This is a genomic window from Weissella viridescens (assembly GCF_001437355.1).
GTDB classification, from domain to species: Bacteria; Bacillota; Bacilli; order Lactobacillales; family Lactobacillaceae; genus Weissella; species Weissella viridescens.
The window spans coordinates 328,054-346,022 of sequence record NZ_JQBM01000001.1; the positions used below are offsets into that span (position 1 = coordinate 328,054).

The 17,969-nt window shown below is 40.6% G+C and carries 19 protein-coding genes and 1 riboswitch; of the genes, 2 read left to right on the forward strand and 17 right to left on the reverse strand.

Features of this window, described 5'->3' with window-relative positions:
* Nucleotides 1–58: 58 nt before the first annotated feature.
* The 4 genes from IV50_RS01550 to IV50_RS01565 form a co-directional block, all read right to left on the reverse strand.
* Entirely contained in the window at nt 59–1,279 is a 1,221-nt protein-coding gene (locus IV50_RS01550; protein WP_057744072.1) for an MFS transporter, read from the reverse strand.
* Between the two features lie 18 nt (nt 1,280–1,297).
* Nucleotides 1,298–1,819, reverse strand: a complete 522-nt coding sequence (locus tag IV50_RS01555; protein WP_057744074.1) for an ECF transporter S component — start codon at nt 1,817–1,819, stop codon at nt 1,298–1,300.
* Nucleotides 1,809–2,639 (reverse strand): hydroxymethylpyrimidine/phosphomethylpyrimidine kinase, encoded by an 831-nt coding sequence (locus tag IV50_RS01560; protein ID WP_057744077.1) that lies wholly within the window; start codon nt 2,637–2,639, stop codon nt 1,809–1,811. Before IV50_RS01560 ends, IV50_RS01555 begins: the two co-directional genes overlap by 11 nt.
* A gap of 478 nt (nt 2,640–3,117) precedes the next feature.
* The gene (locus IV50_RS01565) at nt 3,118–3,723 is read right to left on the reverse strand and encodes a LysM peptidoglycan-binding domain-containing protein (RefSeq protein WP_057744081.1); all 606 of its coding nucleotides are present in this window, start codon (nt 3,721–3,723) and stop codon (nt 3,118–3,120) included.
* A gap of 492 nt (nt 3,724–4,215) precedes the next feature.
* Between IV50_RS01565 and IV50_RS01570 the strand changes: the two genes are divergently transcribed.
* On the forward strand, nt 4,216–4,659 hold the full coding sequence (locus IV50_RS01570; RefSeq protein WP_057744084.1) for a hypothetical protein: 444 nt from the start codon (nt 4,216–4,218) through the stop codon (nt 4,657–4,659).
* Between the two features lie 86 nt (nt 4,660–4,745).
* Here IV50_RS01570 and IV50_RS01575 read toward each other — a convergent pair whose 3' ends face one another.
* Nucleotides 4,746–5,225 carry an aggregation-promoting factor C-terminal-like domain-containing protein gene (locus tag IV50_RS01575; protein WP_236697686.1) on the reverse strand — a complete coding sequence of 160 codons (480 nt, stop codon included), beginning with the start codon at nt 5,223–5,225 and terminating at the stop codon, nt 4,746–4,748.
* Between the two features lie 791 nt (nt 5,226–6,016).
* Between IV50_RS01575 and IV50_RS01580 the strand changes: the two genes are divergently transcribed.
* Nucleotides 6,017–6,379 carry a TIGR02328 family protein gene (locus IV50_RS01580; RefSeq protein ID WP_057744088.1) on the forward strand — a complete coding sequence of 121 codons (363 nt, stop codon included), beginning with the start codon at nt 6,017–6,019 and terminating at the stop codon, nt 6,377–6,379.
* A 52-nt stretch (nt 6,380–6,431) separates the two neighbouring features.
* Here IV50_RS01580 and IV50_RS01585 read toward each other — a convergent pair whose 3' ends face one another.
* The 12 genes from IV50_RS01585 to IV50_RS01640 form a co-directional block, all read right to left on the reverse strand.
* Nucleotides 6,432–7,499, reverse strand: a complete 1,068-nt coding sequence (locus IV50_RS01585) for a hypothetical protein (RefSeq protein ID WP_057744091.1) — start codon at nt 7,497–7,499, stop codon at nt 6,432–6,434.
* A 297-nt stretch (nt 7,500–7,796) separates the two neighbouring features.
* Nucleotides 7,797–8,072 carry an HU family DNA-binding protein gene (locus IV50_RS01590; protein ID WP_057744095.1) on the reverse strand — a complete coding sequence of 92 codons (276 nt, stop codon included), beginning with the start codon at nt 8,070–8,072 and terminating at the stop codon, nt 7,797–7,799.
* 209 nt (nt 8,073–8,281) lie between these two features.
* A complete protein-coding gene (gene der / locus IV50_RS01595; protein WP_057744098.1) occupies nt 8,282–9,592 on the reverse strand; it encodes a ribosome biogenesis GTPase Der in 1,311 nt (436 codons plus the stop codon).
* Between the two features lie 131 nt (nt 9,593–9,723).
* Nucleotides 9,724–11,001, reverse strand: coding sequence for a 30S ribosomal protein S1 (gene rpsA, locus IV50_RS01600; protein WP_057744101.1), 1,278 nt, complete (start codon nt 10,999–11,001; stop codon nt 9,724–9,726).
* Nucleotides 11,002–11,101: 100 nt separating this feature from the next.
* Entirely contained in the window at nt 11,102–11,779 is a 678-nt protein-coding gene (gene cmk / locus IV50_RS01605; protein ID WP_057744104.1) for a (d)CMP kinase, read from the reverse strand.
* Nucleotides 11,780–11,879: 100 nt separating this feature from the next.
* A complete protein-coding gene (locus IV50_RS01610) occupies nt 11,880–12,503 on the reverse strand; it encodes a LysM peptidoglycan-binding domain-containing protein (protein WP_057744107.1) in 624 nt (207 codons plus the stop codon).
* 79 nt (nt 12,504–12,582) lie between these two features.
* Complete coding sequence (locus IV50_RS01615; protein WP_057744109.1) at nt 12,583–14,022, reverse strand: RecQ family ATP-dependent DNA helicase; 1,440 nt, start codon at nt 14,020–14,022, stop codon at nt 12,583–12,585.
* A complete protein-coding gene (locus IV50_RS01620) occupies nt 14,015–15,073 on the reverse strand; it encodes a helix-turn-helix domain-containing protein (protein WP_057744112.1) in 1,059 nt (352 codons plus the stop codon). The genes IV50_RS01615 and IV50_RS01620 overlap by 8 nt, the downstream gene beginning before the upstream one ends.
* 21 nt (nt 15,074–15,094) lie before the next feature.
* Nucleotides 15,095–15,673, reverse strand: a complete 579-nt coding sequence (locus tag IV50_RS01625; RefSeq protein WP_057744115.1) for an ECF transporter S component — start codon at nt 15,671–15,673, stop codon at nt 15,095–15,097.
* A 78-nt stretch (nt 15,674–15,751) separates the two neighbouring features.
* A riboswitch (FMN riboswitch) is annotated at nt 15,752–15,897 on the reverse strand.
* Nucleotides 15,898–15,955: 58 nt separating this feature from the next.
* Nucleotides 15,956–16,633, reverse strand: coding sequence for a DUF421 domain-containing protein (locus IV50_RS01630; RefSeq protein ID WP_057744118.1), 678 nt, complete (start codon nt 16,631–16,633; stop codon nt 15,956–15,958).
* A gap of 97 nt (nt 16,634–16,730) precedes the next feature.
* Nucleotides 16,731–17,096 (reverse strand): DUF3290 family protein, encoded by a 366-nt coding sequence (locus IV50_RS01635; RefSeq protein WP_057744121.1) that lies wholly within the window; start codon nt 17,094–17,096, stop codon nt 16,731–16,733.
* A gap of 102 nt (nt 17,097–17,198) precedes the next feature.
* A complete protein-coding gene (locus IV50_RS01640) occupies nt 17,199–17,969 on the reverse strand; it encodes a pseudouridine synthase (protein ID WP_057744123.1) in 771 nt (256 codons plus the stop codon).

Here is a 17,969-nt window from a genome sequence, read left to right on the forward strand (position 1 = left end):
AAATCACAAATACAAAATATATAATATAAAATCAACTCTAACCGTACACTCATAAAGTTCATGATTTTGTAAAAATTTCATCCGACTTAATCACAAAGAGTGTGATGGCAACCAATAAAATCACAATAATCGTGTACATTATATTTTGAGCATTACCAGTAGGATTTGCTTGAAACGCTTGTCCGTACAGGGTTGGACCAAATGCAGAAATCAAATAACCGCCCGATTGTGCCATGCCCGAAACAGTAGCAGTCTGAAATGGTGTTGTTGTCTTTGCCGCAAACATCGTCATGGCGATTAAGAAGAAAAATGCCGTTAAACTGCCAATCATCAGCGCCACCGCTAACCAGAAGCCAACTGAACTCGTGTTTTGATTAAATAACATATAGGCCGTTAACAGTCCAATCATCCCCATGAAAACAACACAACCTGCTAAACCACGCTTAGATAAGCGGACAATTAAATTAGGCACTAACAGTGAGACAAACATTCCCATCACGGAATACAATGCCATAATCCAGCCAATATTTGCCGCACTAACGTGGTGATATGCCATTAGCGATGGCATCCATGCAACAAATGTATAGTTTAAAATTGCTTGAAACCCAAAGACTAGCAACAACGCCCATGCCCGTGAATTACGCCAAACATATAGTTTTGGTTCTTTAGTGGTACTTTGATCGATGTCATCAACTGGCTCTTGAACAGCTGGCTCAGCAAATCGACTTGCCACAATCCACACTACCAAAGCCACGGCAGGCAATAACACTAAAATCCACATCATCGCATGCCAACCAAAATTAATCATGACCGGAGCCGTTAAAATATTAAATACAGCGGTTCCCAACATATTCGACATGGTATAGATGGACGTATATAGTCCGATTTGCGTTGGAAAGAACGCCATCACGAATGACGGCATAAACACATTCAAATGAGCGATACCTAAACCGATCAAGACCGTTCCAATTAACATCATTGGCATATTAGTAACAACACGACATAGTGAACCCAAAAGAATCATTGCAACAGCAAAAGCCATTGCGCGCTTAAGTCCCATCAATTGCATTGTTTTAGCTGCGAAATTCGACACTAATACAAACATAACCAACGGAATTGTTGTTAAAATACCCAACTGGCTGGTTGCAACATGTAGACTTGCCGCAATCTGGTTCAACATTAGTGGTAGTGTTGTAACCGGTGCCCGCATATTCGTGCCGATAAGTACAACACTCAAACTCAATAAAAGATAAACGCTTAACTTATATTTTTTTTGCACAACTAACTCCCATTCTGACTAGTTAAGATCTGCTTTTGCCAACAAACGTTGGATGGGCTTATTAACAATCAGCGCTACCACAAAGCCTACTAAGACCTGCATGATATTGCCTGGAATGTCACTTGCCGTTGCCAAAAAGGCGGCGGACCATGGCATCGACATGCCAGCCATTAACCACATCAGCATGGTACCAGCAAGCCAATACCCTAGTACCATGATTGTACCACCAATTAGAGTCATCATTAGCTTGTCTTGCAGACGCTTCGAATTCAACCCAAACACATACCCTTCAGCACCATGAATCATCAATGACATAATCATCCATTGTGGATACCCTGCAATCAAATCTAGTAATAGACCAGTGACGCCACCAACAGCGGCCCCACCCCGTGGTCCAAAATTCCAAGCCGCAATAAAAATTCCCGCTTCAACGAGTGAAACAAACCCAGCACCGGTGGGACTTGGTAGTTTAATGACATAACTTAATGCCAAATTTACAGCAATAATGACGCTTAAAACCGTTAACTTTTTAGTTTTCATCAATTTTTCCTTCCCGAATGGCGCGTTGTGCGCCTTGCCAAACGTTTCCAATTTCAAATGATTGATTTAACAGTACCCCATGCTCAATACCAGCATGCACAAAAGCTTGCGCCGCCTTCGCTGCATCTGTTAGCGACTTTGCTTGACCGAGATTACTAGCAATTGCAGCCGACAAGGTGCACCCAGCCCCATTATTCGTGTGCGTCGTTAATTTGGGTTGCTCAAAGATGCTTACAACTCCTGTTTTTTCAACGAGTACATCTTTAACTTGGGCACCATCCAACCGCGTCCCACCTTTCGCATAAACAGCCTGACAACCATCCTGTAGGAGTTGTTCAGCTGCCCTGGTTAAATCAGAGACGGTCGTAATTTTTTGACTTGACAATAGTTCCGTCTCGGGCAGGTTCGGGGTAACAACAGTTGCAATCGGTAACAAGTATGTTTTCATGGCCTGAACCATCTTGGTCGTGTTCGCTTGATCTGATTCTTTGAATACCATCACCGGATCAACAATAATAGGAATCCCCTTAACATGGGATTTCAAAAAATCAGCAACCATTACCACATGTGTTTGCGTGGGAAGCAGACCAATTTTAACGGCTGCAATATCATCTAATGCAAAAATTGATTGCATCTGTTCAAGCACAAGCTCTGGAGCAATTTCATGAATCAAAAAATCTGACTGTGTCACCGTCACAATGCTCGTTATCACACTCAATCCTTGGAAATTATATTCATCGAAGGTTGCTAAATCGGCTTGAATCCCACCACCAGCCAAGCTATCTGACCCTGCAATCGTTACAATTTTTTTAACTGCCATCCTATCCGACTCCATTTTTTAGTTTAACTTCATCTTACCTTAATTGTGAGGTGGCTAACAAGCTGTGTTTTTAACAAACTCCTGAAATTTGTGATGCCTTCCTCAGTTTTTCCTTGAATTTTGATTCCATTAAAAGAAAAAAGGTATAATACTTTTATCGACTAACTAAGGTCCTACGTTAATTTATAAATGAAAGAAGTCTCAAAAATGACCTTAAATACAACAGATGCTTTGAATTTTATCATAGCGGTCAATCTCATTTGTTTAATATTATTATGCCTCCCACGCATGATGGCCAGTCTCCACGATCATAATCGGTATGAAACCCTGTTAATGATTGTTCTCGTGCTACTATTGACCACAATGACCATTTACTTTTATCACTGGAATTATGCGTGACCACCTTTCAGACATTGACTTTCTTCATAACACAAAAAAAGCATCAGTTTATAAACTGATGCTTTTTTGAATGTAAATCTTACCACCAACCGTTTGATTGACGGAATGAAATAGCGTTTTCTACAGAACCGTAACGTGAAGTTGCATAGTTAACCATACCACGAGTTTGTTGCGCAACTGAACCAGTCCCCCAACCTTCCTTAGTTTGACCTAATCCACGGTAACCATTTGGTGAAATGGCGTTAGGGTTTCCACCTGATTCTGGGCGAACAATGGTGTGCCACATTGCAGCAGTTCCACCGTTGGCAATAAATTCGTCATACGTTGAACCAGAACCAGCAGGTGCTGAAGCTGGAGCTGGTGTCGCAGTAGCTTGCACAGGTGCTGCTGGGGCGGCGACTTGTGCGGCTGGTTGTGCTACAGGAGCAGCTGCTTGTACTGGGGCTTGTTGAACAGGAGCAACTTCGCCTTCAGTTTCAATAGTTTCACCAGCAAAAATCAAGTTAGGATCAGTGATTGCATTAATCGCTGCAAGATTTTCAGTAGTTGTTCCATGTTCTTGAGCAATTCCGGCTAGAGTATCACCACTCTTAATTGTAATTTGATCAGCTGAAGCAGCAGTTGAAGCACCAACTAGACCGGCAGCAGTTGCCCCAGTTAAAATCATCGCTTTTTTGATATTCATAATCGAAATTCTCCTTTGAAACATTCTTTTTTAATTTTTAAATTTAATTTATATATGTTGTTCATCAACAATGACTACTATAACGCTAACCCAGTCACAATGTGTATCAATAAACTTAAGGTTATATTACAACTATTGCAATAGTTGAACACACTCTCATACGCTTATCCGCATTAACACGTTCAGACAGCGCTTTTAGACTGTAATATATTATGAAAAATTTTCCCATTATTTTAATTAAATTTATGTTGCATGTGACAGGATGACACACATTTACTCACTTTTCTGTTCATTATGCCTGGTTACGCTATTTAATTTTGAGCTTGCCTGTGACACCGCTACAAATTGTCATCAAATTTTTCAGGTTTTACGTCTTACCCCATTGACTATACAAGGAAACACGCTACACTCAATATAGCTATATTTTAGATATAATTTTTATAAAAATACGTGCAAGCCTGAATCACGTAAAAAGCTGCCAGGAGTATGGATATGTTAGATAAAGTTATGCAAAATAAGACTCTATCAATTTCAGCAGTACTTGAATTGATTATGATTGTGCTACTTTTCCGTCCAATGCAATCTACATTAGACTTAAAGAACAGTGTACGTGACAATCTTTCATTCACGACTAAGGACATGTTTCGCCTTTCTGATTTTGTTGGTTGGTTACTATTAGCGTTACTTGTAATTTCAGTCGTGGCGATTATCGTCACGCTCTTTACCAACTATACCCTAATGCAAACGGTCGCTACCGTTACTGGTGTTTTGACATTCTTTGTACTTATGTTCCAAGGTATTGTCATGTGGTTAGGTAATCTTTTTAAGGATACACGACTAATTTCAATGACCGGTGCATACTGGATTTTGTTGATTTTAGCTCTAATTGTGGCAACTTTGTTGATCATTAAATATCGTTCAAACGAAAATGCCTAATTAAAAAATGGCTCACTTGAGCTTTTGTACCAAAAAAGCGGCGCCTCTCAATTACTGAGAGGCGCCGCTTTTCATTAATCTAGCTTTTACCACCAACCGTTAGCTTGACGGAATGAAATGGCATTTGAAACTGAACCATAACGTGAGGTTGCGTAATTAACCATACCTTGTGTTTGTTGTGCAACTGAACCAGTTCCCCAACCTTCCTTAGTTTGACCTAATCCACGGTAACCATTTGGTGAAACAGCATTAGGGTTTCCACCTGATTCTGGGCGAACGATTGTGTGCCACATTGCATCAGTTCCACCATTAGCAATGAATTGTGCATAAGTTGAACCTGAGGCAGCTGGAGCAGCGGCTTGTTGTGCTGGAGCTGCTTGTACAGCAGGTGCAGCTTGCTTAGGTGCGGCCTGTTGGACTGGTGCTTGTTGAACTGGTGTTGCTTGAGCAACAGGAGCAGCAGCTTGTTGGACTGGAGCAGCTACAGTCGTCGCTTGACCTTCAGTTTCAAGTGTTTCACCAGCAAAAATCATGTCAACATTAGTAATGTTATTCAAAGCAGCCAAGTGATCAACTGTTGTGTTGTTAGCTTGTGCGATTGAAGCAAGTGTATCACCTGACTTAATCGTAATCTGATCAGCAGAAGCGATTCCGGTTGCTCCTAAAAGTCAAGCAGCGGCAGCAGTTGTCATAAGAATTGTTTGTTTGATATTCATTAAATTAATCTCCTCGATAATAGTAGCATTTAATTTTTAATTTGTTTTTTGTAGGTCGCCTTAACGACAAGGAATACTATACCGTGGAATATCACCATGTTTATATCAGAAATATAACGATTTATGACAATCCTTGTCATGAAACACCTTTTTACACACGTAAAGTTAGTCAAATCCCTTTCAGTCCAGCTTTATCATCTGTCATGAGAAAGACGTAGTTTAGCAAAAAAAATACAAAACTTTATTTTATTTGCTGTTATTGCTCTAAATATCAGTGAAATCATGACCAAGATTGCAAAATATCGACAACATTAAGTTGGTATTCAGTTCCTTTTATAACTTATTTGGCCTTATTTCAATAAAATTCAACCACGCCTAATATCATTCCGTATGAAACGGTCCTGTATCTTTGACATATAACAGCATTTTTCTGACTGCTACCTGTCGAATAACCAGATTTTTCACCACCATTAATTCAACACCCTTTTTGGTTCCAAAACGAGCAATTGTAATTTCAATCGCAGCGAATTCAGATATAATGAACTAGTCAAATAACTTTTAGATGAATTCCCAAGAAGGTTACATGACGTAATTCCCCTCTATGATTGCTACTGTCCATAACTTATGAAAGGAGACACGCTATGCGGCTATGGCATGAAGAACTGATTTCAAAATTACCTCGTCAACAACTCCTCGGCCAACATCGTGAATGCTGTGCGCTTCGTGGCGGTGGTTGGGGTAAAAAACATCGCACGGTCGATTATGCATTTAATCACTCACCTTATAAATTAGTACAATACCATGAAAAGGTCATGTTAGAAATGCAACGTCGTCATTTTAAACCCGATATAAAATGGTTTGACCCCTTATACCGTGGTACCCGCACACCGCCATATGTTGATCTTCCAGCAGTACCACTCACCCACCCCATTTATCCTGAACATGATGCTGCCTATTATCAAGAATGTCTCGACAACTTAGCTACAAAACACATTTATTTATAAAGAAAAAAAGAGCTAACTCAAATTGAGTTAGCTCTTTTCATTAGTTCCCATTCTATACTTTTCGATCAAGGGCCGCTTCGTACATTGTGAACTCTTCGTCATTATACTTGAACCGTACGACGCGCTGTCCCGACATATTCGTTGGGTAGACTTCTAAAATTTGCACTGTTTTCGCAATTAAATAGCGATCAGGCTGACCCGTGTACCCTACTTGCGGAGCGGTATATAGCGTTACACCATCGATTTGCTTATCATCAAAACGATATAAGTTATAATTTTTATCAATTTTTCGATATGTGACCACAGGCGTTCTAATCATCGCTTGGTCAAACTTAACTCCCCAAGCAGGCAACACTGTAACTGGCAAATTAGAAACTAATTGTCGATTATTGTAACGCACGTATTTTTTGGACGCATCAGTTTGTAAAATCCATGCCGCAATTTTGCGTGGTTTACGCCATGTTAAAGCGGCTACCGCCAGAGCAGCTGCGTCAACCATCGTACTGGTGGGTCCCTCTGGATGATCTGTGACATCCCACGGTCCCATTAGTTCGGAACCAAAGCGTCCTGCATTACCAGCATTGGCACCATCAACGCCACCACCTAGGTGTGACAACCCAAGACCATGACCAATTTCATGAATCAAAGCAGTCATATGCCAATTTTCTTGTTGTTCTGCTGTTAACTTATCGATATGCCATGAATCTGGGTAAAAAATTAAGCCGTCACCATTATAGGATTGCGCAGCGAGAACACCCGTATCACCCGCCACATCATGAATAACTTCATCGCTTTCTTCAACGGTGTCAACGAAACGAACAATTTCAACACCCGCAACATGATTCCAGAATCCAGACACTGCTGCCTGTGCTGCTTTTGGTAAGTATTTTGAATCATTATATAATTTCAAAACGCCATCAGCACCTACTACGTTCATATAATTGGTATTGCCATTCTTATACACATGCTCGGTCACAACGCGATCAAAATTTGAATTTCCAGTGTACTGATCACCGTGTGCGATTTTTGTGAGTTGTTTTAATTCTGCTTCAGTATAGATACCAGTTGTGATTGCGCCATTTTCATTTGCGTAAGATGTTGTATTTGCATATAATGTCATTTTTTCTCTCCAAATATCCTTCCGTATGAAACGGGGCCCCGAATTTTTGGAATAAAAAAGGCATTCAGAGAATTTCTGAATGCCTCCTGTTGAATGATTAATTTTTCAACACTATTAATTTAACACCCCTTTTGAGCCAAAAACGGGCATGTTAGTTTTTAAGAGAAAATTTCCTGTGCAAAAAAAAGCGCTAACTCAAAATGAGTTAGCACTTTTCATTTATAAAAGGACCGGAACACCGAGGTGTTCCCAAAAGCCCCAAATTAAGCGTTAAACCGCAGTATGCGTGCGATTTAATTACTTAACGGCATCCTTCAAAGCCTTACCAGGCTTGAATGCAGGGATCTTTGATGCTGGAATTTCAATTTCTTCCTTAGTTTGTGGGTTGCGACCCTTACGAGCTGCACGTGAACGAACTTCGAAGTTACCAAATCCAATCAATTGAACCTTTTCACCCTTTGCCAAAGTATCTTGGATTGATGAGAAAACGGCGTCAACTGCAGCAGTTGCGTCCTTCTTTGTCAAACCAGTTGCTGTTGCAACATCGTTTACCAATTCTTGCTTGTTAGCCATGCGAAATATCCTCCTGCATAATCATTTACAATATAGTTAAAATTAGTTATATGTTATCCATATCACCATTTCGCTATTTAGAATATCATAACTCCATGTGATAAACAACATTTTTTCACTGAAAACGCTGATATATCAGCCTTTTTAAACATTTATAAACAATTCACGACCTATTTTGCTAGCCGTTTGTCAAGTTTTTACCGACAAAATTACTTTCGAGCCCGCTTAATCAAATGAATTGGCGTTCCAGTAAAGTCAAACGCCTTACGGATCTGGTTCTCTAGGAACCGTTCATATGAGAAATGCATCAACTCAGGGTCATTGACAAACACAACAAATGTTGGTGGTTGAATTGCAACTTGTGTTGCGTAGTAAACACGCAAACGCTTACCATTAACCGTTGGTGTAGGATTAGTTGCCAAGGCATCCATAATCACTTCATTCAACGTTGCTGACTGAATACGACGCTTGTGATTTGCATCAACTTGCTTAATCATTTCAGGCAACTTGTTCAAGCGTTGTTTCGTCTTAGCTGAAACAAACACAATTGGTGCATATGATAGATATTGGAACTCATCACGAATGGTTTGTTCGAAATCCTTCATGGTATACGTATCTTTTTCAATCGTATCCCACTTGTTCACAACAATAATGATAGCTCGTCCAGCTTCATGCGCATACCCGGCAACGTGCTTATCTTGATCTCGAATACCTTCTTCAGCATTCAAGACCATCAAAACAACGTTAGAATCATCAATCGCTCGCATAGCACGCATGACAGAATACTTTTCAGTATTTTCATAGACTTTACCACGCTTACGGATTCCGGCCGTATCAACCATGACAAATTCGTCACCTTCAGCATCAGTGAACTTTGTATCAACAGCATCACGAGTTGTTCCAGCAATGTCAGAAACAATTACGCGGTCTTCACCCAATAATGCATTTACGATGGAAGACTTTCCGACATTCGGACGTCCAATCAATGAGAAACGGATTGAATCATCTTCTTCCTCTGCATCAACTTCTGGGAATTCGCTCACGACTTTATCAAGTAGATCACCAACACCTGTACGGTGTGTCCCTGAAATTGGGTATGGATCGCCAAAGCCAAGGGCATAAAAATCATAAATTTCAGAACGCTTTTCAGGGTTATCAACCTTGTTCACGGCTAAAATAACTGGCTTATCTGTCCGATATAAAATCTTTGCTACACGCTCATCGGCTTCGGTCAGTCCCTCTTTAGCTGATACCATGAAAACAATGACATCAGCTTCATCGATGGCAATTTCTGCTTGTTGCACAATTTGCGTCATGAACGGTTCATCGCCCATTTCAATTCCACCAGTATCAATCAAGCGGAATTCTCGGGTTAACCATTCTGCGCGTGTATAAATACGATCACGCGTTACACCTGGGGTATCTTCAACAATTGAGATTCGATCCCCGGCCATTTCGTTAAAGATTGTCGACTTCCCAACATTGGGACGTCCCACAATCGCTACTACTGGTAGTGCCATTTCTGCTACCTCCTTGAAACTTAGCTATTACTTGTAATGTTACTATACTTTAGGCATTTTGTCGCTAACTAAAATTAAGCGTGCGTCAGGATTAACCCAACACACGCTTAATTTTAGTTATTCATCAAAAATTAGTTAAAATCCTTGAAGATATCACCGAATGCATCACCCAAAGTTGCATTACCTTCTTCTTCTGAAGTTGAGTAATTCTTTGGTGCACGATCTTGACGTGGACGACGTGCTTGACGACGAGGACGATCAGAGTTACCACCACCATTGTTGCTGTTGTTAGCAGATGATGAGGCATTGTTTGATTCTTCTTCACCTTCAGGCGCTTCTTCCAAAGCCTTGATTGACAATGACAAGCGTTGCTTTTCTGGATTTACATCCAAAACCTTAACTTGTACCTTGTCTCCAGCCTTCAAAACATCAGCTGGGTTGTTAACGTGCTTGTGTGAAATTTGTGAAACGTGAACAAGTCCTTCAACGCCTGGGAATACTTCCACAAAGGCACCAAAGTCAACAACACGCTTAACAGTTCCTTCAAGAACTGAACCAACTGGAGCCTTTTCTTCAATATCATCCCAAGGACCAGCTTCAGTGGCCTTGATTGACAATGAGATACGCTCACGTTCTGGATCCAAGCCCAAAACCTTTACCTTCACAGGTTCACCAACTGACAATACGTCTGATGGTTGTGAAACGCGATCGTGTGAGATTTCAGATACGTGAACTAATCCATCTACACCACCAAGGTCGATGAAGGCACCAAAGTTAGTCATACGAGCAACCTTACCTTCAACAACATCACCAACTGACAATTCATCAAAGACATGCTTCAATGCTTCTTCACGTTCGGCGTTCAAAACGTCACGACGTGACAAAATCAAGCGGCTTTCTGCTGGGTCGATTTCGATAATCTTTGCGCGAATAGTTTGTCCCTTGTATTGGTTCAAATCTTGCACAAAGCGGTTTTCGATCATTGAAGCAGGTACGAATCCACGTACACCGTCAACATCAACAACCAATCCACCCTTAACAACTTGTGTTACAGGTGCTTCAACAATATCACCCTCGTTATACTTGCTTGCGACTTCCTCCCAAGCACGACGAGCTTCAAGGCGACGCTTTGACAATAGGTATGATCCACCTTCTTTGTCAGAACCGATAGTTGATACAACTACCAAATCCAATACATCTCCAACCTTAACAAGATCGTTAACGTCAGCATCACGGTCTGAAGAAAGTTCGCGCATTGGGATAACACCCTCAACACCGGCACCTTCAATACCTACAATCACTTGACGGTTATCATCAATTGCTAAGACTTCACCCTTGACTACATCGCCAACTTTAACTTCGGCTACACTATCAAGAGCTGCCAATAGCTCATTGTTCTCTTCGTTCATTACAATATATCCTCCTGGTCACACGACTCTAGCGATTATTATACAGTATCCTTGTCTGTATTGCTAGCATTAATCGTGGTTTTTTTATGATTCAAATAAATTATGCCTTATCAGCGATGATGGCCTTCGCCCGATCAACAACTTCATCAATCGAAAGTCCAGTTGTATCTAACTCCACTGCGTCATCAGCCTTTTTTAATGGCGAAATTTCACGATGTGAATCTAAATAGTCACGTTGCTCAATTGCTTGTGTTAATTCAGCTAAGGTCGTGTCTGTATCAATTCCCTTAGCCTGATTTTCCTTATAGCGACGTTCAGCTCGTTCTTGAACTGACGCAATTAAGAAAATTTTGACATCTGCATGTGGCAACACCGTTGTTCCAATGTCACGTCCGTCCATGACAACTCCAGCGTTACTTGCAATTTCGCGTTGCAGTTCTGTCATAGTTGATCGAACAGCGGCATAAGATGCAACAGCAGAAACGTTGCGTGCGACCTCGTCTGATCGAATTGCTTCTGTCACTTCTTGCCCATTTAAGTACACGTGTTGTGTTGGCGTCCCTGGCTTAAATGTGATTTTTACATTTGGCAATAGGTCGGTAACAGCTTGTTCATCGTTCGGATCGATGCCAGCTTGCAATGCGGCCAATGTGACAACACGGTACATGGCACCAGTGTCAACATACACATAATCTAAATCATTCGCTAAAATTTTAGCAATCGTTGACTTCCCAGCTGAAGCTGGTCCATCAATCGCAATCTGCATTGACTTCATCATTACATCCTTTATTAATTTATTTACCTTACTATTTTACGCTATTCTGTAAGGAAAGTGAATTGTTCAAACAAAAAAAGATTACCGAAGCGGTAATCTTTCTTTACTTAACTCTTAATTGTTGTCCAGCTGATACATTGGCTAGGTTCACGCCTGGATTTAATTCTTGTAATTTAGCTTGCGAAATACCGGCATTCGTTGCAACACGGTATGCCCCTTGTCCAGCTGCCACGGTAGCATATTGTTTGTTACCATCATCAGGTTTCTTAGAGCTCTGTTCCGCTGCAGTCTTTTCACGGGCTGCCTTCTCACTAGCTGCCTTTTCAGCTTGCGCTTGCGCTGCCTTGCTTGAACTTTCAGCCGCCTTAGATTCCGCTACGGCTGCCTTACTTGAAGCTTCAGCTGCCTTAACACTTGATTCTGACTTGGCACGACTCTCTGATGAGCGTTTCTTTGCCAATGATTCTGACTTAGCATTGTCAGTTACTTTTGTCTTAGATGTTGACGCAGATGACCACGTCTGTTCTGCATTGGTTGGCTTATTTAATGTTTGCAAATATTCATATATTGGCACAAATGATAAGACCACCACAATCACCACTAAAACCCCAATTGTCCAATTCACACGTTGTGACTTACGACGATGTTCAGTTCTTGAATACTGGTCGGGTTGGTCTTCTTTAAAAGTTTCCTCCCATGGCTCCGGTTTTTTATCTTGATCGGTCATGATAGGCCTCCTAATCTCGAATTTACTATGCCACAGCATACACCAAAAAAATAGGTAGTGCTATCAGCATTGAACTTTCTTAACTTAATTTAAAGAGTTTTGTTAAAATTGTCGACCAATCTGTTTGATTTACATGGGGTTGTTCTTTTGGTGCTGCTGGTAATCCGACTGCGGTCAACGCCCAGTTAGCCATGCCAATGGACTCGAAATCACTCGATGCTTTTTCGCCAAAATACCCCAGCAACTTCGGTCTGAGTGCTGAGCGAGACTGAGCATACTTAACCATCTGATTTAAATCAGCCTCGCGGACGATGCGTCGCTCTGCAAACAGCTGTTGAATTGCTGGTACAGATAATTTTTGTTGTCCATAGTAATCTAGTAAGCGCGCGCGCTCCTCACCAATATCACGTTGCGTTAACACTTTTGCATAGTAGCCCTCAATCATGGCATCTGTTGGTAATGACGCATCGATCAAATGTTGTTGAATACGTTCATCACCCTTAATATACAGTAAGATAGCCACCGCATTTTGACCGTCGCGACCGGCACGACCAATTTCTTGCATATAATTAGCCAAGTCTTGACTCAAATGATAGTGAATAACAAATCGAATATCGTCTTTATCAATTCCCATACCAAAAGCCGAAGTTGCAACAATCACATCTAACTGATTCTCCATAAATTGTTGTTGTAGACGATAACGCGCCACGTTATCTAAGCCGCCATGATAGGCAGCTACACGCTTGCCGGTTTCTTGACGTAAAAATTCAGCCAAACTATTCGCCATTTTGCGACTAGAGACATAGACAATTCCAGCTCCTGGAATTTGATGCACCAAAAATTGGAGCCGTTGTCGCTTATCGTCCTGGTTGGTTAATTCTTCGGTATGTAAATAAATGTTTGGGCGATTGCTAGATTCCGTGTAAGTGAACCACTGCGCCGACCCAAGGTCAAACCGCCCCTTTAAGTCTTCCTGCATAGCTGGTGTCGCCGTTGCTGTCAACAGTAGTAAACTCGGCGCACCTAGCAAATGATGCAGGCGTGGTAAATCAAGGTAATCAGGTCGGAAATCTGGTCCCCAACTTAACAACGTATGCGCTTCATCAATTACAAATGTATTGATTTGAATACGTTGAAACGCTTGTAGGACATTGGCTTGGTTTAGCATCTCAGGTGAAATAAAGACAAACCGATATCGATTCAAATGGCCTAAAATTGTGAATTTCTCTTGTGCATCCATCGTCGAATTGAGCGCAACGACCGATTTTTCACCTAAATAATTAAAACGGGCTACCTGATCTTGCATCAACGATAATAGCGGCGTCACGATTACCACTGTACCGGGGCGTAGATACCCCATCATTTGATAAATTAAACTCTTCCCACCACCAGTCGGTAACATTCCCAAAGCGGCATCTCCTCTAAGTAACGCCTCAATAATCTCTAACTGACCTGGTCGAAATGTCTCAAACCCAAAATGTTGTTTTAATGTTGCTTGAATATCTGTTTGATTAAGCATGCCCCTGCTCCCGCTTTGTTTGCCAAATCGCGTATAACCTAAAGTTAAAGAATTCTTGGATATCTGCCGTTTCTCGAACTGTTTTAAAACGCCAAGCATCAATATCTGGATCCGTGAGTTTTTGCGCAAATGTTCCTTTTAAGTCTTTAGTCAGATATTGCTCATAAGGAAATTGATCCAGGGGTAGCCAAATCGCTGCCGTCAACAAATGTTCCTGCACTGTCCCTAATTTTAACTGACGCGTATGAGCAATATCTACCAATGTCTGACCATTTTTTGCTGCATCAAAGCTCGTTTGTAAACTAGTTGGAAACTGCATGCGTTTACCAACTATTGCGTATAATTGAACAATTGGGTCTTCAATAGTTGTATGTTGTTCCAGATAGATTAACAGCGCTGTGTATTGCTCTAATTGCCAAAGATAGAAATCAAATTCAGTCCAAGTCTTCGGTAAATCCATCTGATCATAATTTAAGCCCGCAGTTTCATGCCCAACCCAGCTCGCCGCTAAACTATTCGCTGTCGCTTCTGGCAATGTCGTCAAAAAAGCTTTCAACGTGTTAAACCAGTGTGGTACAAGTTGTGTTTTATCTTGATTTTTAAACCATTGTTTAAGGCTTTGTCTTTGCTTTAAACTTGCTTGCATGGGATAGTATTGGCGGTTATGGTATGACCATTCTGAAACAACTTGATTAGCTTGTAAGAATAATGGCATAAACGCTCCGGTTTGATATTGAATCCGCGCTGCATTCTGTTGTGGGAGATAATGTTGCTGGGCATATTGCATCCGCACTTTATCACCCTTTTCGGTCAATAAATAAAGACCTGGTTCAATTTGTTCCAGATCTTTGTTTTGTTGCAACTGCTGCAAAGCTTGTTTATATTCATTTTTTCGTAATTGTGGCAGTAAACCAAACCAATCCAATAATTGATAACGTAACCCCCAATATTCAGCAGATCCCGTTGTTTGTTGTTTTATTAAGGCAAATATGACATGGCTCCGCCGAGGTTGTTGTTTTGAAAATAAAGTTAAATAAAATTCTGGGTTCACAACAGCCTCCTTTCCATCTACCTACATTTGGCGCTTCAACCGAATAAAGACATTCTTGAAGCCCATCAAAATAAAGCCAGATAACAGTGTGAGTATGCTTCCTTCAATTAAATTAAAGGGCAAGACCATATATGTTAAATATACCTTGGTTCCAATTGTTTTGGCAATATCAAAGTTGGCAAAACGCGCATACAGTGGCATGGCATAAACAACGTTTAACAGCATCATCGTAATCGTTAAGCCTAATGTTCCAGCAATACCACCCTTTAGAAGCGCACGCCATTGCCAGTTTTTACCAGCTTGCATGCCCCAATACAATCCTAACAAAAGCACACCTAAACCAATAACATTCATGGGTAATCCAATGTAATCATTGACGCCTGCACCGTCGAGTAGAACTTTTAAAATTGACCGTAACAGTAGGACCAAATAACCCGCACGTAAATCTAATAGAATGGCACCAAAGAAAATTGGAATAAATGAAAAATCCATTTTTAAAAAGGTCGCCCCTGGAATAATTGGAAATTGGCTAATTAACATTAAAATAAATGATAAAGCTGCTAGTAACGCAATCACGCTTAATCGTTGTGTTCGATGCATTGTTTTCTCCTCGTGATACGAAAAAAGTCTTCTCTAGGTTTCAGGGCAACCTAAAGAAGACTCTTACTGTCTTGACTTTAAAATCTTCTATATACCAGACTGTACTGTCGGTTATGGAATTTCACCATATCAATCAAATGCACCATGCAGTTTGAGTCGCGGACTTACATTGAGAAGCAATGCTCACCACCGATCGGGAATTTCACCCTGCCCTGAAGATATTATTCATATTAACTCTAGAATAGAGTTTTCCTTATTATTTGTCAATAAGCAAGCTTGAACTTACTTTGCTTGCGCTTGCTTATTTTCTTTTTCTGATCCGGCCTCTGGGAACAAATAAAGATTAACCTCACCATGAATCAATTCACCTAGGTAAACATCATCAACAGTCTTATCTGGGTATTGGGCTTCAACTTGCTTTTCAACCCATTCTTCGTCAACATCTACGACATCCAATAGGCCGACATTGATTTGTCCATCTTGGATGATTGGATACTTTGTATCTTCTTCGCCATATTTGTTGATTGTCAACTGACCATTCTGTTCCAAAGTTGCCAACTTAACTTGTTGAATTTCATCAAAGCCACTTGATCGCAACTTAAACATTAATTCATTTGCTGAAAGTCCAATGCGCATCACTGTATCCATTTGAATTTCACCGCGACGAATCACAACGATTGGGCGTCCATCAATGATGGTACGGATTGTATAGCTATATTCTTTAGCAACCTTTAAAAGCAAAACTAAGAAAGTCCAAATAATCAAAACCATAATAAATTGGAGGGTTGAAATATCTTTATTATAAATCACACCTCCAATAATGCCACCCAAGGCATAGTTTTGCACTTGGTCCATTGCAGAGATTGGGGCCAAATTTCCCTTACCCAAGATGTTAATTTGAATAATTAAGGCCACAATTCCAACGGCTAATTTAACAATAATATCTGAATAATCACCCATTATTTATCACCTGTCTTTACTGTAATTTGATCCTTTGGTACCGCAATCTCAGTTGGGGCTACCGTATATGACGTCATATCTGGATTAAAAGTCAAATCTAAATATTGATCTTTTTCCCAGCCTTAATCAACATTTGTGACTGACTTGTCTTACCATCAACCGCAATTTGATCAACTGGAACATTTTCCTTCTTGGCAACATCATTTAAAATATCGACCAATTGAGATTTTTTAGCATCAACTTGCTTGATACCATTCATATTTTGCAATTGCAAACCAATCGTAAATAGTCCAACTAACAAAACCAAAATTGCTAAATCACGGTAACGTCCTTTGTGTTGATGTTTGAAATACATAAAGGCTAGTACAATCCCAGCAAAAACTAAAATACCTAAAACAGTCCAATGGATAATATTAGTCATATTATCCTGACTTTTAATGTAATCAATCGTATAAAATGTCATGATTCTCCGCTCTTCCTCTTATTTTATTAAAAAACACCTTATTTAGGTCCGTGAAATATAATAATATATATTTCATTTCAAATAAAGTGTTTTTTTTAACTTTTATAGTCGTCCTGATGAACGACGGTATTGTTTTCCGTTTTTCAAGTTTTGTACTTCATCGTAAGATAGCTCACGGTATTCGCCAGGAGCCATATTATCCACATCAAGCATCCCATATCGTTCACGGGTCAATTTCAAGACAGGGTGTCCCACCGCCTTCATCATTTCTTTAACTTGGTGATAGCGTCCTTCATGGATGGTCAATTGGACCATAGCTGTGTTCTTAGCCTTATCAACACCAATAATTTCAGCCTTTGCTGGTGCCGCATGGAAAGTACGATGACGTTTGTTTTCAATCGTGTGTACAGTTACACCTAAACGCAAGGCCTTCAATTCGTCGTTGGTTGGAATCCCTTTTACCTTGGCGACATATACCTTATCGATTTTGTATGAGGGATGCATCAATTGATTGGCCAAATCGCCATCGTTTGTAAGCAATAAAACACCAGTCGTGTCGTAGTCTAAGCGTCCCACTGGGTAAATCCGTTGTGGTACATCTTTTAAGATATCTAAGACCGTTGCACGGTCTTTGTCATCAGATGCGGTGGTCACGACTTCGCGTGGCTTGTTCAATAGGAAATAAACCTTTTTTTCATTTCCCTCAACAGGTGTCCCATTCACTTCAATTTTATCGTTTGGTTCAACCTTGGTACCTAACTCAGTAACGCGTTTACCGTTTACTGTCACTTGACCTTCTGTAATTAATTTTTCAGAGGCACGACGTGATGCTACCCCAGCTTGGGCCATTACCTTTTGTAAGCGTTCTGCCAT